Source organism: Luteimonas sp. MC1828, from assembly GCF_016461615.1.
Taxonomy (GTDB): domain Bacteria; phylum Pseudomonadota; class Gammaproteobacteria; order Xanthomonadales; family Xanthomonadaceae; genus Luteimonas.
Map to the genome: position 1 here is coordinate 91,370 of NZ_JAEMNY010000001.1, position 13,238 is coordinate 104,607.

Genomic DNA, 13,238 nt, shown 5'->3' on the forward strand with positions numbered 1-13,238 from the left:
CTGACGTCCGTAGCCAGAGACCCATGTCCGAAATTTCCGTCCCCGTGTCGTTCGGCGAGCTGCTCGACAAGATCGCCATCCTGCAGATCAAGTCCGAACGCATGACCGATCCGGCCAAGCTGGCCAACGTGCGCAACGAGCTGTCGGCGCTGGAGAAGACCTGGATGGCGCATCCCGCCGCCGGTGGCGACATCGTCCGCCTGCGCGCCGAACTCAAGGCGGTCAACGAGCGCCTTTGGGTGATCGAGGACGACATCCGGCTCAAGGAGAAGGCCCAGGCCTTCGACGAGGAGTTCATCGGCCTGGCGCGCAGCGTCTACGTCCAGAACGACGTGCGCGCGCGGATCAAGAAGGACATCAACCTCGCGCTCGGTTCGAGCTATGTCGAGGAAAAGTCGTACGAGGATTACGGCCCGGGCGTAGCCGGCTGACCCATGGTGGCGCGGCAGCGCTCGAATGCGTCGATGGCGTCGTCCACCGTGACCAGGTCCATGACGCCGTCGGCCTCGATCTTGGTCCCCCAGGCCAGTTCCGCGGCGGGCTTGCCCAGGTATCTCCGCGCCGCGTCGTCGTAGCGGTCGACGCAATAACGGATGTCGGAGTAGGGACCGCTCCGCCGCGGATCGGTGGCGGCGTGCAGGCCGAGCACCTTCGCGCCCATGGCGTTGGCGATGTGCATGGGGCCGGAGTCCGGCGTCATGACCAGGTCGGCGCGGGCCAGCAGTGCGGGCAGCTGCTTCAGCGTGTCCTTGCCGATCAGGTCCAGCGCGGGCGCACGCATCGCGGCGAGGACGGCGTCGCCGGTGTCGCGTTCGAGGGTGCTGCGACCACCACAGAGCACGATCCGCCAGCCGCGTTCCGCGGCATGGTCGGCGACGGCGGCGTAGCGGTCGGCGCGCCAGTTGCGGCGCGCGTGGCTGGAACAGGGCGAAATGACCAGCGTCGGCACCCCGTCACGCGGCCACTGCGCCTGCGCCCAGGCGTGTGCGTCGTCCGGCACCGGCAGCTGCCATTCCACCTTGTCGCGGGCCACGCCCAGCGGCTCGCAGAAGCTGCCGAGCACGTCGAGCACGTGCGGGCCGGCGTCGCCCCGGATGCGTTCGTTGACGAACAGGCCGTGTAGCTCCTTCGAGCGGGCGCGGTCGTAGCCGACCCGGCGACGCGCCCGCACGCAGGTGGACAACAGGTTGGCGCGCAATGCGAGCTGCATCAGCAGCAGCGCGTCGAAGCGGCGCCCGGCAAGCTCGTGGCGCAGCGCGCGCATTCCGCCGACGCCGGTCTTCTTGTCGTAGACGATGAACTCGACGCCCGGCAGGCCCTCGAGCAGGCGCTGCTCGCCCTTGCCGATGATCCAGGTAATGGCGACCTCCGGATCCGCAGCCTGCAGGGTGTGGACCAGCGGCAGCACGTGGGTCACGTCGCCCAGCGCGGACAGGCGCAGCAGGCAGATCGAGCGGGGCGATGCAGGCGTGGGGGCTGACAAGCTTGTTAGACTCGGTTGATGGCCATTTTCGATGCCACCGAGAGCCTGACGCCGTTCCGCGCCGGACCCCGGGAACGTGGCGTCGGGTCGATTCTGTTCGACCAGACGCAGCTGCGGCAAGCCGACCCGCGCTGGTTCGACCCTGACGCCTGGGGCGCGCGCGCCACGCCGGTGTCTGGCAGCGGTCGCGGCGGCGCGTGGTTCATCGAAGGCGCCAGCCACGGTCCCTGCGTATTGCGCCACTACCTGCGTGGAGGCCTGGCGGCGGCAGTCAGCCGTGATCGCCACCTCTGGCGCGGCGTCGACCGCGTGCGCAGCTTCGCCGAGTTCCGGCTGTTGCGGGAGCTGCGGCGGCGCGGCTTGCCGGTGCCGGAGCCGATTGCGGCGTCGTACCTGCGCGAAGGCATCTGGTACCGCGCGTCCATCCTGATGGCGCGCCTGGTGGGCGTGCGTTCGCTGGCGGCGCTGGCGGCGCAGGAGCAGGGCGAAGCGCCCTGGGAGGCGACCGGCGAGCTGATCGCGCGTTTCCATCGCGAAGGACTCGACCATGCCGACCTCAACGCGCACAACATCCTGTTCGACGAGGCGGGGCGGGGCTGGCTGATCGACCTCGACCGTTCGCGCATGACCATCCCGGCGACCGCCTGGCGCACGCGCAACCTGGCGCGGCTGGAGCGCTCGCTGCTCAAGCTGCGCGGCGAGCGCAGCGAAGAGGCGGTGCGCGCCGATTTCGCCCGACTGCGCGCCGTCTACGACAAGCGCTGGGCACGGGGCATCTGATGGCCTGGTCGCTGCGCTTCCAGGGCGTCGGCAACGCGTCGGCGGTGGCGCTCGGTTCGCCGATGGCCACGCTGGAGCGCGACGGCGCGCCGTGGCTCGCGATCGACTGCGGCGCTGAAGGGCTGACCGCCTACCTGGCGCACTACGGCGCGCCGCCGCCGGCGCTGTTCGTGACCCATGTGCACCTGGATCACGTGGCGGGCTTCGAGCGGCTGTTCGTGGCCAACTATTTCGATCCCGCGCGGCGCGGGCGCACGCCGGTGTATGTGCCGGTCGACGTGCTGCCGCTGCTGCACCGGCGCATCGCCGAATACCCCAACGCGCTGGCCGAAGGTGGCGCGAACTTCTGGGATGCGTTCCGCGTGGTGCCGGTCGGCGATGCGTTCTGGCATGACGGCGTGCGCCTGGAGACGTTCGAGGTGCGCCACCACTGGCCGCGCAGCGCCTACGGGCTGCGCCTGCGCGGCAGCCTGGCGTGGAGCGGCGACACGCGGCCGATCCCGGAAGTGCTCGCTGCCATGGCCGGCGAGGGCGAACTGGTCGCCCATGACTGCGGCCTGCATGGCAACCCTTCGCACAGCGGCATCGCCGACCTCGAGCGCGAGTATCCGCGTGAGCTGCTCGCGCGCTGCGTGCTCTACCACTACGCCAGCGAGGCCGATGGCGACGCCATGCGCGCCCGCGGCCATCGCGTCGCACGCCCGGGTGAATTGCTGGCATTGGCTGATCCGCGGCCGCATCCGGCACTGTCGCCATGAGCGCCCTGCTGCAGCCGCACGCCCTGTCTCCGGCGATGCCGGCCGATCGCCTTGGCCGGCCGCTGCGCGAACTGCGCCTGTCGGTGATCGAGGCCTGCAACTTCCGCTGCGGCTACTGCATGCCGGCCGACCGCATTGCCGACGACCACGGGCTCGACGCCGCATCGCGGATGTCGTTCGACGAGATCGAAACGCTGGTGCGCGGCTTCGCGCGGCTCGGCGTGCACAAACTGCGCATCACCGGCGGCGAGCCGCTGCTGCGCCGGGACCTGCCTTCGCTGGTGGCGCGCCTGGCGCAGGTGCCCGGCATCGACGACCTGGCGTTGACCACCAACGGCTCCCTGCTGGCGCGGCACGCGCACGCGCTGCGCGCCGCCGGGCTGCAGCGGATCACGGTAAGCCTGGACGCGCTCGCCCCGGCGCTGTTCCGCGCGCTGAGCGGCGGCCGCGGTGAGGTCGCCGATGTGCTTGACGGCATCGCCGCGGCGGAGGCGGCCGGCTTCGGCAGCCTGAAGCTCAACTGCGTCATGCAGCGCGGGGTCAACGATGGCGAAGTGGAGGCGCTGGCCGCGCGCTTCCGCGGCACGCCGCACGTGTTGCGCTTCATCGAGTACATGGATGTCGGCACCTGCAACGACTGGCAGCCCGCGCGCGTGGTGCCTTCCGCCGAGCTGCATGCGCGGCTGCACGCGCGCTGGCCGCTGCGGGCGCTGGATGCGCAGTACCGCGGCGAAGTCGCGGTGCGCCATGCCTGGGCGGATGGCGCCGGCGAGATCGGCTTCGTCAGCGCGATCAGTGCGCCGTTCTGCGGTGACTGCCACCGCGCGCGGGTGTCCGCCGATGGCCGTCTCTACACCTGCCTGTTCGCCGCGGACGGGCACGCGCTGCGCCCGCTGCTTGCCGGTGGCGAGACCGCGCTTGCCGGACATGTTGGCGGCCTCTGGGCACGGCGCGCGGACCGCTACAGCGAGCTGCGTGGCAGTCCGGCCGCGACGCGGCGTCACGTTGAAATGTTCCTCATCGGGGGCTGAGATGACGCGCAGCGCCAAGGGCCTCACCCACATCGACGCCGAAGGCCGCCCGGGCATGGTGGATGTCTCGGCCAAGGTAGCCACGGCGCGCGAAGCGATCGCCAGCTGCCGCGTGCGCTTTCCGGTGGCGGTGGCGGCACAGCTGCGCGCCGACGGGCTGCGCAGCGCCAAGGGCGGCATCGTCGACACCGCGATCATCGCCGGCACCATGGCGGTCAAGCGCACCCACGAACTGATCCCGTTCTGCCACCCGCTGCCGATCGATGGCATCCGCATCACCATCGATTGGCACGGCGAGCGCGAGCTTGCGATCGAATGCGCGGTGAAGACGGTCCACCGCACCGGCGTGGAGATGGAGGCGCTGACCGGCGCCACCATCGCCGCGCTGACCGTCTACGACATGTGCAAGGCGCTGTCGCACGCGATCGTGATCGGTCCCGCGCGCCTGCTCGGCAAGCGCGGCGGGCGCCGTGACGTCGGCCGAGGCGCGGCTCCGGACGCGCGCTGATGGCCCGCGTGACGCTGCTCTATTTCGCCGGCCTGCGCGATGCCGCGGGCGTCGGTCGCGAAGACGTGGAGAGCCCAGCCGCGGACCTGCGCGCGCTCTACGTCGAGACACAGGCGCGGCACGGCTTCGCGCTGCCGGTCGATCGCCTGCGGGTGGCCGTGGACGGCGAGTTCGCGCGCTGGGACGACGCCCCGGTCGCCGGCAGCGAGATCGCCTTCATCCCGCCGGTGTCCGGCGGATGAGCGGCGGCGCGCGGTTCGCGATCGCCGACGCGCCGTTCGCGGTCGCGCCGCTGCGCGACGCACTGCTGGACGCACAGGCCGGCGCATTCGCCAGCTTCGAAGGTTGGGTACGCAACCACCACGACGGCCGCGCGGTTGCCGGCCTGCGCTACGAGTGCTATCGCGCCCTCGCCGAAACCGAAGGTCAGCGCATTCTTGACGAGGCGCAAGCGCGCTTTGCCATCACCGGCGTGTGCTGCGTGCACCGTGTCGGCGAACTGGCGATCGGCGAGCTGGCGGTGTGGGTGGGCGTGGCTGCGGCGCACCGCGACGCGGCATTCGACGCCTGCCGCTTCGTCATCGACGAGGTCAAGGCACGGGTGCCGCTCTGGAAGCATGAACGCTACGCCGACGGCGATGCCGGCTGGCTGCATCCGGGGTCCTGAAGGAGGCAACCCCGCCGGCTGACCTCGGCGCCCGCGTCGATCGATACCGTTGCTGCCTTCCGGCCCTGGCGGGGTTTTCGACCTAGCGTCGCGAGGGGCCGACGGGGCCACCACGGAAACCTGCGACCGCGTGCGATGCCTGGCGCGCGGGTAGAACTGGCGGAGAGAGGGGGATTCGAACCCCCGAAGCGCGGTTTAGACGCTTACACACTTTCCAGGCGTGCTCCTTCAACCACTCGGACACCTCTCCGCACCTGGCCCGCGCTTCACGCCTGTCCATGGAATGGGGGCTCGGGGGCGGCAAGTCTAGCCGCCAGCCCGCGCGCGGACAAGGAAAACCGCTCGCACGCCCGGCTCCGCGGCCGCGCCGGATGCGCGTGGCAGAATGGCGGCATGTCCTACCTTGTCCTCGCCCGCAAGTGGCGCCCGAAGCGGTTCGCCGAGCTCGTCGGCCAGGAGCACGTGGTCCGTGCGCTCACCAACGCGCTCGATTCCGGCCGCGTCCACCACGCGTTCCTGTTCACCGGCACGCGCGGGGTGGGGAAGACCACCATCGCGCGGATCTTCGCCAAGAGCCTGAACTGCGAACACGGCGCGTCCAGCGATCCCTGCGGGCAGTGCGAGACCTGCCAGGCGATCGACGCCGGCCGCTATATCGACCTGCTGGAGATCGACGCCGCTTCCAACACCGGCGTCGACAACGTCCGCGACCTGATCGAGAACGCGCAGTACATGCCGTCGCGCGGGCGCTACAAGGTGTACCTGATCGACGAGGTGCACATGCTCACCAAGCAGGCGTTCAACGCCCTGCTGAAGACGCTCGAGGAGCCGCCGGAACACGTCAAGTTCCTGTTCGCCACCACCGATCCGCAGAAGCTGCTGGTGACGGTGCTGTCGCGCTGCCTGCAGTTCAACCTGAAGCGCCTGGACGAAGCGCAGATCGGTGGCCAGATCGACAAGATCCTGGGCGCCGAGGGCATCGCCGCCGAGCCCGGCGCGGTGCGCCAGCTGGCGCGCGCGGCCGACGGCAGCCTGCGCGACGGCCTGTCGCTGCTCGACCAGGCGATCGCCTACACCGGCGCCGGCGAAGGCCGCGGCAGCCTCACCGACGACGCGGTGGCGACGATGCTCGGCACGGTCGACCGCACCCGCGTGGCGACGCTGCTCGCGGCGCTGGCCGCGAGCGATGGCGCCGCGCTGATGGCGGAAATCGAAGTGCTGGCAGGTTATTCGCCGGACTGGGCCAGCGTGCTCGAGGCGCTCGCCGCGGCGCTGCACCGCATCCAGGTGCGGCAGCTGGTGCCGGGCAGCGAGGTCGACGGCGAAGGCATCGACGTTGAAGCGCTGGCGGCCGCGCTGCGCCCGGAGCTGGTGCAGCTCTGGTACCAGATGGCGGTTTCGGGCCGGCGCGACATCGGCATGGCGCCGAGTACCCGCGCGGGCTTCGAGATGAGCCTGCTGCGCATGCTGGCGTTCCGGCCCGGCGAGGGCGGGGCAGCGACATCGGGGAGCGAGGCCGCCGGTGGGCGTGCCAGCGGCGTCTCGGCCGCGGCAGCTGCGCGCGCCGCGCTCGGGGCTGCAGCACCGGCGTCGCCCGGCACATCGCCCCCGATGACTGCGTCCGCACGCGAACTGCCGCCGCCGGTCGCGCGTAGCGGATCGCCTGCCGCATCTGCGGCGCCGGCGGCTCCGGCGGCGCACGCCGCGCCGGTTCCGATCGCGACGGCTGCCGTCACAGCCGCACCCGCACCCGCACCTGCACCCGCACCCGCCCGTTCAGCGCCGGCGCCCGCCATCGACCACGACCAGTGGCCGGATCTTGTCGCCAGCCTCGGGTTGCGCGGGCCGGTGCGCGAGCTCGCAGCCAGCTCGGCCTTCGTCGGCCATGAGCAGGGCGTGCTGCGCCTGTCGCTGCCCGCGGCCGACGAACACCTGCGCGCGCCGTTCCTGGTGCAGCAGCTCGCCGACGCCCTTGGCGCACGCTGGGGCAGCGCCCCGGAGATCCGTTTCGAAGCGGCCACCAGTGCGGCCGGCGAAACCCTGCACGCGCGCAACGAGCGCGTGCGCGACGAGCGCCAGGGCGTCGCCGAGAGCACGTTCCTCAACGATCCGGACGTGCAGCGGCTGATGTCGCAACACGGCGCGCGGCTCGTCCCCGATTCGATCCGCCCCCTAGAAGACCAGGAGCACTGACATGCGTGGAAACATCGCCCAGCTGATGCAGCAGGCGCAGAAGATGCAGGAGAACCTGCAGAAGGCGCAGGAAGAACTCGCCAATGTCGAAGTCACCGGCAGCGCCGGCGGCGGCATGGTGGAAGTCACCCTGACCGGCCGCAAGGAATGCCGCAAGGTGCGCATCGATCCCAGCGTGCTGTCGGATCCGGAGATGGCCGAAGACCTGATCGCCGCGGCGTTCAACGATGCCAGCAACAAGGTCGACGCCGAATCGCAGTCGCGCATGGGCGCGGCCACCGCGGGCATGGCGCTGCCGCCCGGCATGAAGATGCCGTTCTGACCACGCGCGACCTCCTGATACGCGCCTGCCGCCGATGAGCGCACCACTTCTCGAACAGCTGGTCGAGGCGTTCCGCGTGCTGCCCGGCGTGGGGCCGAAGACCGCCCAGCGCATGGCCTACCACGTGCTCGAGCGCGGGCGCGACGGCGGCCGCCGTCTGGCCGCGGTGCTCGCCGATGCGGTGGAACGCATCGGCCACTGCACGCGCTGCCGCGACTTCAGCGAACAGCCGCTGTGCACGACCTGCGCCAGCGCCGCGCGCGACGTGCAGCTGCTGTGCGCGGTGGAGTCGCCGGCCGACCGGCTGGCGATCGAACAGGCCACCGGCTACCGCGGCCTGTATTTCGTGCTGCAGGGCCGGCTGAGCCCGCTCGACGGGATCGGCCCGCGCGAGCTCGGCCTGGAGCAGCTCGCCGCGCGTCTCGCCGAAGGCGAGGTGCAGGAACTGATCATCGCCACCAACCCGACGGTGGAGGGCGAGGCCACCGCGCACTACCTGGCGCAGCTGGCGCGCCAGCACGGCGTGCGCCCGAGCCGGCTTGCGCACGGGCTGCCCCTGGGCGGCGAGCTGGAATACGTGGACCGCGGCACGCTGTCGCACGCGTTCGGATCGCGCAGCGAAGCCGGCTGAGCGGAGCGTCCGCGGGCTTCGGGCTACGATGCCCGCATCCATCCGGCATCCGGGGCCCGCGCCATGTCCACCATCTTCCACAAGATCATCAACCGCGAAATTCCCGCGGACATCGTCTACGAGGACGAGCACCTGCTCGCGTTCCGCGACATCGCGCCGCAGGCGCCGGTGCACGTGCTGTTCGTGCCCAAGGTCGACGTGGCCACGCTCAACGACCTGCCGCGCGAACAGCCGGAACTCGTGGGCCGGCTGGCGCTGGCCGCGGCGGACTACGCGCGCCGCGAGGGCTTTGCCGAAGACGGCTACCGGATCGTGATCAACTGCAACGGCGACGGCGGGCAGACGGTCTTCCAGCTTCACCTGCACCTGCTGGCCGGTGCGCCGCTCGGGCGCTTCGGCACGACGCTCTGAGCGCGCCCGCCCGCCCGCGCCGGGCGCTTACCAGTAGCCCCACCACGGCCACGGCGCCGGGCGGGTGATCACGTTGATGTGGTCGCGCTTGGGCCACAGGTAGACGACGTCCGCCGCGACCTGCGGGAAGCGGTAGTCGTAGCCGCCGATCTTGCGGGTTTCGTATCCGCTGATGCGCCCGGTGAAGGTGACGTCGCGGTTGCGCTCGAACACCGCCGGGTCGTAGAAGCCCGCACGGCAGGCGATGAACCGTCCGCCGGTGTCGTCGCCAGCCCAGTACGGCCGGCCATAGTGGTCGAGGCGCGCGGACACCATTTCAAAGCAGGTGCTGTCCGGGCGCGGTTCCACCTGGACGATGCGCCCGCCCCAGCGTACGACGGCGCCGGTGGCTTCCCCGGCGGCGGCGTCGCGCGGCGAGAGCGGGTTGAACTCGCCCTGCAGCGGGTGTGGCTGCGACGCGCAGGCCGCAAGCAGCAGCGCGGCGGCCATGGCGATGAAGGGACGGATGGTCATGCGGATCTCCGGCATTGCTTGGGGTTGCACGAGGGCGCCTGTCAGGGGCGATGGGCGCGCAGGTCGCGGACCAGCGCGCGGGGGTCGCCACCGCGACCGCGAGCGTAACGCCATTCCGCGAAACGCGCGCTGAGGGCGACCAGCGCAGTGGACTGCGGACGCAGCGCAAGCACCCGCGCGCTCCAGGCGTCTGCGGTCTCGTGCGGGCGGCGACCGAGGCCGAGGCGGGCATAGCGCGCGCCCAGCCGGCGCCAGGCGCGCAGCACGGGGTCGCGCTCGCGTTCGCCACGCGCGACCAGCCACAGCATGGCCGCCAGCGCGGCGCCGCCGATGAGCGCGAACAGCGCCACCAGCTGGCTGCTGCCGAGGTCGCCGCCACCCAGCGGACGCAGCAGGCGTTGCTGGCGGGCGGCGTCGAAGCCAAGCACGAGGTCATTCCAGCCGCGGCGCATCCAGTCGCCGACGTCGTACATCGGTGCCAGCGCCCGCAGCCCGGCGGGGCCTCCCGAGGCGCGGTCGGCGAGGGTGTCGTAGATGCGCTCCGGCGCGACCGCGGCGGTCGGGTCGACGCGCACCCAGCCGCGCCCGGGCAGCCAGACTTCGGCCCAGGCATGGGCGTCGGAGCGGCGCACGATCCAGTAGCCACCAAAGGGGTTGCGGTAGCCGCCGGCGTAGCCGGTGACGACACGGGCGGGCACGCCGGCGGCGCGCATCAGCACCACGAACGCCGAGCTGAAGTGTTCGCAGAAGCCCTGTTTCTGGTCGAACAGGAACTCGTCCACCGCGTGCCGTCCCGGCAGCGGCGTGCTCAGCGTGTAGCCGAATTCGGCACCGATCCAGGCGAGGGCGCGCTCCACGATCGCCGCGTCGTTGCCGCTGCCGGCCTGTGCGCGCCAGTCCCGCGCCAGTGCGATGGTGCGCGGATTGAAACCATCCGGCAGGCGCAACGCGGCGGCGCGCAGGGTGCCGCGCAGGTCGGGCTCGAAGGCCACCGGTGCGGCCGAGGTCATCCGCCAGCGCGTGGTGGCCGACAGTGGCCGCTCCGTGCGCAGCATGTGGTCGATCGACGCCTGGGCGCCGTCCGGCACTTCGGTTGGCAGCTCGAGCGCGACCAGTTGGCGGCGGTCCGTCGCCTCGACTTCCAGGTCGTAGCGGTAGCGCCGTGGCCCATGGGTGACGGGTGCCGCCGGCAGGCCGCGGAACCACGGCGAGGTGGTCCATTCGCGGCCGTCGTAGTTCCACAGCACCGGTCCGCGCCAGTACATCTCCGAGGTCGGCGGTGCCGGGCCATCGAAGGCGACGCGCAGCGCCACGCTGTCGTCGTTCATGAGGTCGAGCCACTCGCCCGGCGCCATGGTGTCCGACAGGCCGGGGCGTGCGATGACGCGCTCGGGCACGCCCCAAAGCGGCGTGGCCATGCGCGGAAACAGCCAGAATGCCGCCAGCGCGAGCGGCAGGCCGATCGCCACCAGGCGCAGCACCCGCGCCAGGCGCGGTGCCGGGGCCAGCACCTCGGGTTCGCCACTTTCCATTTCCGACAGGCGCAGCAGTGCGGCCAGCACCAGCACCGCGGCCCCGAGGCCAAGCACCAGCGACAGCGGTCCCTGGTCGAGCAGGAAGGTCGCGAACGGGGCGAACAGCGCGAACCCGAGCAGGCTGCGTGCATCGCGCAGCGTGGCGAGTTCCATCGGTTTCAGCGCCAGCATCGCGGCGAGCAGTGCGCAGCCGGTGTCGCGGCCGAATGCGAAGCGCGCATTGGCCAGCACCACCGCCACCAGCGCCAGCGACAGCACCAGGCGCAGCGCGGCCGGCAGCGGACGACGCCGCGAAGCGGCGGTGGCGACGCTGCCGGCCAGCGCAAGCCCGAGCGCGAGCGTGCCCGGCAGCTGCAGCAGGAGCGGCAACAGGCATGCGCCCGCGGCCGCAAGCGACCAGCCGCGCGCCTGCGCGTCGAGCGGCGCGCTGCGGGACGGTCGACGCCTAGCCAAGGTCGTTGTGCTCCGCGCCGGTTGCCGGCGGCAGCAGCGCGAGTGCGCGCAGGCAGGCATGGCGATGCGCCGCGCCGCGGCCTGGGCCGATCGCCGGCTGCTGCGCCAACTGCAGGCGCCAGCGTCGGCCTTCGCGTTCGGCCTGGTCGACCCAACGCGCCAGGCGGGCGATGCGGTCCTCGTAGGCCAGAGGGGCCAGCGCCAGCCAGTCCAGCACCACGTCGGCGCCCTGCGGCTGTTCGTATTCGCGCACCAGCAGCGTGTCGCGGCGCGCCGACGGCTTCCACGCGATGGCACGGCGCGCATCACCGCGGCGGTACGCGCGCAGGTGGTGGACATCGTCGCCGGTGGGCTGCAGGCGCGCCCGGGCGTTGTCGCCGTGGCCATGCGGCAGCGGCGGGCCATCGGCTTCGGGCCGCGGATAGACCAGCACATCGTCGGCGGGCCATGCGTACGCCCACGCGCGCGCCAGCCCCAGTGGGCGCGTGGTCGAGATCCGCAGGCGGCCGGGCTGCAGCCATCCGCGGCGCTGCGTCGGGAGCGCCAGGCGCGCCTCGCCGGCGCCGCCGCGCAGGGACAGCACGGCTTGCGCGTCACCGACCTCGACGCGCAGGCCGCGTCGCGTGCGCCCCGGTTCGGCGCGCGCGTGCACGCGCAACAGCAGCGGCGTGCCCGCGGGTACCGGCTCGGCTTCCACGGCGACGATGCGCAGGCCCGACAGCTGCAGGTGCGCGACCAGCAGGCTGGTATTGCCGGCGCCGGCCAGCAGCAGGGCGAGCAGCAGCGCCGGGTTGTTGTTGTAATTGAGAGCGCCGAGCAGCATCACCACCAGCAGGGCGACAAAGAACGCACCGAATGCCGTGGGCAGCACGTAGATGCGGCTGCGGTCGAACGTGACCGGAAACGATTCGGGGCGACGCGGCCGCGCCAGCGCCTCGAGGCGTGCGCGCAGCCCGGCAAGGCGCCGCCTCGCCACCCTCAGTCGACCGCGACGGCGTGCAGGATCGCCTGCGCCAGCGTGGTGTCGTCGCCGGCATCGGCATCGCCCACCAGGCGATGCGCCGCCACCGCGCCGAACAGCCGCTGCACGTCGTCGGGCAGGACATGGTCGCGGCCAAGCAGCAGTGCATGCGCGCGCGCCGCGCGCAGCAGCGCGATGCCTGCACGCGGCGACAGGCCGACGCGCACGCCGGCATGGTGGCGGCTGCGCGCCAGCAGCGCCTGCACGTAGCGCACCAGGGCGTCGCTGGCGTGCACGGCGGCCGCGGCCTGGCGCAGCCGCAGCACGTCGTGTTCGCCGAGCATCGGCATGGCCTGCGCGATCAGCGCGCGGCGGTCGGCACCGGCAAGCAGCGCGCGCTCGGCGGCTTCGTCGGGATAGCCGAGGTCGAGGCGCAGCAGGAAGCGATCGAGCTGCGAGTCGGGCAGGGGATAGGTGCCGGCAAGGTCCACCGGGTTCTGCGTGGCGATCACGAAGAACGGCTGCGGCAACGCATGCGTGGTGCCATCCACGGTGACCTGGTGCTCCGCCATCGCCTCGAGCAGCGCGCTCTGCGTGCGCGGCGGCGCGCGGTTGATCTCGTCGGCCAGCAATACCTGGGTGAACACCGGGCCCGGGTGGAAGCTGAAGCTGCGCGCCTGCGCGTCATACACCGACACGCCGACGATGTCCGAAGGCAGCAGGTCGGAGGTGAACTGCACGCGCTGGAAGCCGAGGCCCAGCGTGGCCGCCAGCGCGTGTGCCAGCGTGGTCTTGCCCAGGCCTGGCAGGTCCTCGATCAGGAGGTGGCCATCGGCGAGCAGGGCGGTGAACGCAAGGCGCACCGCCTGCTCCTTGCCCAGCACCAGGGAATTCACCTGCGCCTGTGCGTCTTGCAGGGCCTGCCGCAGGGCGTCGGTTAGCATGTCGTGGCTCACATGGTGTGCAGGCGTGCCCGGGTCCCGGGCGGATCA

The 13,238-nt window shown here is 71.9% G+C and carries 16 protein-coding genes, 1 tRNA gene and 1 other RNA gene; 11 read left to right on the forward strand and 7 right to left on the reverse strand.

The genetic code is table 11. The features are described from left to right. The first annotated feature begins 23 nt into the window (after positions 1 to 23). The gene (locus JHB91_RS00455; protein WP_199373100.1) at positions 24 to 431 is read left to right on the forward strand and encodes a DUF6165 family protein; all 408 of its coding nucleotides are present in this window, start codon (positions 24 to 26) and stop codon (positions 429 to 431) included. Here the strand turns inward: JHB91_RS00455 and JHB91_RS00460 are convergent. Further along, on the reverse strand, positions 407 to 1,483 hold the full coding sequence (locus JHB91_RS00460; RefSeq protein ID WP_233398486.1) for a glycosyltransferase family 9 protein: 1,077 nt from the start codon (positions 1,481 to 1,483) through the stop codon (positions 407 to 409). The two genes, JHB91_RS00455 and JHB91_RS00460, sit on opposite strands and share 25 nt — an antisense overlap. An 18-nt stretch (positions 1,484 to 1,501) precedes the next feature. Between JHB91_RS00460 and JHB91_RS00465 the strand changes: the two genes are divergently transcribed. The 6 genes from JHB91_RS00465 to JHB91_RS00490 are packed head-to-tail and all read left to right on the forward strand — an operon-like array spanning position 1,502 to position 5,227. Then, entirely contained in the window at positions 1,502 to 2,263 is a 762-nt protein-coding gene (locus JHB91_RS00465; RefSeq protein ID WP_199470780.1) for a 3-deoxy-D-manno-octulosonic acid kinase, read from the forward strand. Then, positions 2,263 to 3,021: an MBL fold metallo-hydrolase gene (locus JHB91_RS00470; protein WP_199373098.1), complete on the forward strand. Its 759-nt coding sequence runs from the start codon at positions 2,263 to 2,265 to the stop codon at positions 3,019 to 3,021. Before JHB91_RS00465 ends, JHB91_RS00470 begins: the two co-directional genes overlap by 1 nt. Next, positions 3,018 to 4,052 carry a GTP 3',8-cyclase MoaA gene (gene moaA, locus JHB91_RS00475; RefSeq protein ID WP_199470781.1) on the forward strand — a complete coding sequence of 345 codons (1,035 nt, stop codon included), beginning with the start codon at positions 3,018 to 3,020 and terminating at the stop codon, positions 4,050 to 4,052. Before JHB91_RS00470 ends, moaA begins: the two co-directional genes overlap by 4 nt. 1 nt (position 4,053) lies before the next feature. Then, a complete protein-coding gene (gene moaC / locus JHB91_RS00480) occupies positions 4,054 to 4,560 on the forward strand; it encodes a cyclic pyranopterin monophosphate synthase MoaC (protein WP_199470782.1) in 507 nt (168 codons plus the stop codon). Then, positions 4,557 to 4,802, forward strand: a complete 246-nt coding sequence (locus tag JHB91_RS00485; protein ID WP_199472598.1) for a MoaD/ThiS family protein — start codon at positions 4,557 to 4,559, stop codon at positions 4,800 to 4,802. The genes moaC and JHB91_RS00485 overlap by 4 nt, the downstream gene beginning before the upstream one ends. Then, positions 4,799 to 5,227, forward strand: coding sequence for a molybdenum cofactor biosynthesis protein MoaE (locus JHB91_RS00490; protein WP_199470783.1), 429 nt, complete (start codon positions 4,799 to 4,801; stop codon positions 5,225 to 5,227). The genes JHB91_RS00485 and JHB91_RS00490 overlap by 4 nt, the downstream gene beginning before the upstream one ends. 8 nt (positions 5,228 to 5,235) lie before the next feature. On the opposite strand, the gene ffs is transcribed toward JHB91_RS00490, so the two are convergent. Both ffs and JHB91_RS00500 read right to left on the reverse strand, forming a co-directional pair. Next, positions 5,236 to 5,332, reverse strand: an RNA gene (gene ffs / locus JHB91_RS00495) — signal recognition particle sRNA small type. A 52-nt stretch (positions 5,333 to 5,384) separates the two neighbouring features. Beyond that, a tRNA-Ser gene (locus JHB91_RS00500) sits at positions 5,385 to 5,477 on the reverse strand. 143 nt (positions 5,478 to 5,620) lie between these two features. On the opposite strand from JHB91_RS00500, the gene dnaX reads away from it, so the two are divergent. The 4 genes from dnaX (at position 5,621) to JHB91_RS00520 (ending at position 8,784) form a co-directional block, all read left to right on the forward strand. Next, a complete protein-coding gene (gene dnaX / locus JHB91_RS00505; RefSeq protein WP_199470784.1) occupies positions 5,621 to 7,420 on the forward strand; it encodes a DNA polymerase III subunit gamma/tau in 1,800 nt (599 codons plus the stop codon). A gap of 1 nt (position 7,421) precedes the next feature. After that, entirely contained in the window at positions 7,422 to 7,742 is a 321-nt protein-coding gene (locus tag JHB91_RS00510) for a YbaB/EbfC family nucleoid-associated protein (RefSeq protein ID WP_199373093.1), read from the forward strand. A gap of 34 nt (positions 7,743 to 7,776) precedes the next feature. Next, positions 7,777 to 8,373: a recombination mediator RecR gene (gene recR / locus JHB91_RS00515; protein ID WP_199470785.1), complete on the forward strand. Its 597-nt coding sequence runs from the start codon at positions 7,777 to 7,779 to the stop codon at positions 8,371 to 8,373. Between the two features lie 63 nt (positions 8,374 to 8,436). Then, complete coding sequence (locus tag JHB91_RS00520; RefSeq protein ID WP_199373091.1) at positions 8,437 to 8,784, forward strand: histidine triad nucleotide-binding protein; 348 nt, start codon at positions 8,437 to 8,439, stop codon at positions 8,782 to 8,784. A gap of 27 nt (positions 8,785 to 8,811) precedes the next feature. Here JHB91_RS00520 and JHB91_RS00525 read toward each other — a convergent pair whose 3' ends face one another. Genes JHB91_RS00525 through JHB91_RS00540 form a run of 4 tightly spaced genes read right to left on the reverse strand, consistent with a single transcriptional unit; the run spans position 8,812 to position 13,190 of the window. Continuing rightward, entirely contained in the window at positions 8,812 to 9,297 is a 486-nt protein-coding gene (locus tag JHB91_RS00525) for a Slp family lipoprotein (RefSeq protein WP_199373090.1), read from the reverse strand. Between the two features lie 41 nt (positions 9,298 to 9,338). Then, positions 9,339 to 11,285, reverse strand: a complete 1,947-nt coding sequence (locus JHB91_RS00530) for a DUF3488 and transglutaminase-like domain-containing protein (protein WP_233398487.1) — start codon at positions 11,283 to 11,285, stop codon at positions 9,339 to 9,341. Next, a complete protein-coding gene (locus tag JHB91_RS00535; protein ID WP_199470787.1) occupies positions 11,278 to 12,261 on the reverse strand; it encodes a DUF58 domain-containing protein in 984 nt (327 codons plus the stop codon). The genes JHB91_RS00530 and JHB91_RS00535 overlap by 8 nt, the downstream gene beginning before the upstream one ends. A gap of 2 nt (positions 12,262 to 12,263) precedes the next feature. Next, positions 12,264 to 13,190: an AAA family ATPase gene (locus tag JHB91_RS00540; protein WP_199470788.1), complete on the reverse strand. Its 927-nt coding sequence runs from the start codon at positions 13,188 to 13,190 to the stop codon at positions 12,264 to 12,266. Positions 13,191 to 13,238: the final 48 nt, after the last annotated feature.

Bases quoted from the DNA above. Each gene is read 5' to 3' on its own strand.
- JHB91_RS00455 (WP_199373100.1), top strand. From the start codon at position 24: ATGTCCGAAATTTCCGTCCCCGTGTCGTTCGGCGAGCTGCTCGACAAG.
- JHB91_RS00465 (WP_199470780.1), top strand. From the start codon at position 1,502: ATGGCCATTTTCGATGCCACCGAGAGCCTGACGCCGTTCCGCGCCGGA.
- JHB91_RS00470 (WP_199373098.1), top strand. From the start codon at position 2,263: ATGGCCTGGTCGCTGCGCTTCCAGGGCGTCGGCAACGCGTCGGCGGTG.
- moaA (WP_199470781.1), top strand. From the start codon at position 3,018: ATGAGCGCCCTGCTGCAGCCGCACGCCCTGTCTCCGGCGATGCCGGCC.
- moaC (WP_199470782.1), top strand. From the start codon at position 4,054: ATGACGCGCAGCGCCAAGGGCCTCACCCACATCGACGCCGAAGGCCGC.
- JHB91_RS00490 (WP_199470783.1), top strand. From the start codon at position 4,799: ATGAGCGGCGGCGCGCGGTTCGCGATCGCCGACGCGCCGTTCGCGGTC.
- dnaX (WP_199470784.1), top strand. From the start codon at position 5,621: ATGTCCTACCTTGTCCTCGCCCGCAAGTGGCGCCCGAAGCGGTTCGCC.
- JHB91_RS00510 (WP_199373093.1), top strand. From the start codon at position 7,422: ATGCGTGGAAACATCGCCCAGCTGATGCAGCAGGCGCAGAAGATGCAG.
- recR (WP_199470785.1), top strand. From the start codon at position 7,777: ATGAGCGCACCACTTCTCGAACAGCTGGTCGAGGCGTTCCGCGTGCTG.
- JHB91_RS00520 (WP_199373091.1), top strand. From the start codon at position 8,437: ATGTCCACCATCTTCCACAAGATCATCAACCGCGAAATTCCCGCGGAC.
- JHB91_RS00525 (WP_199373090.1), bottom strand. From the start codon at position 9,297: ATGACCATCCGTCCCTTCATCGCCATGGCCGCCGCGCTGCTGCTTGCG.
- JHB91_RS00540 (WP_199470788.1), bottom strand. From the start codon at position 13,190: ATGCTAACCGACGCCCTGCGGCAGGCCCTGCAAGACGCACAGGCGCAG.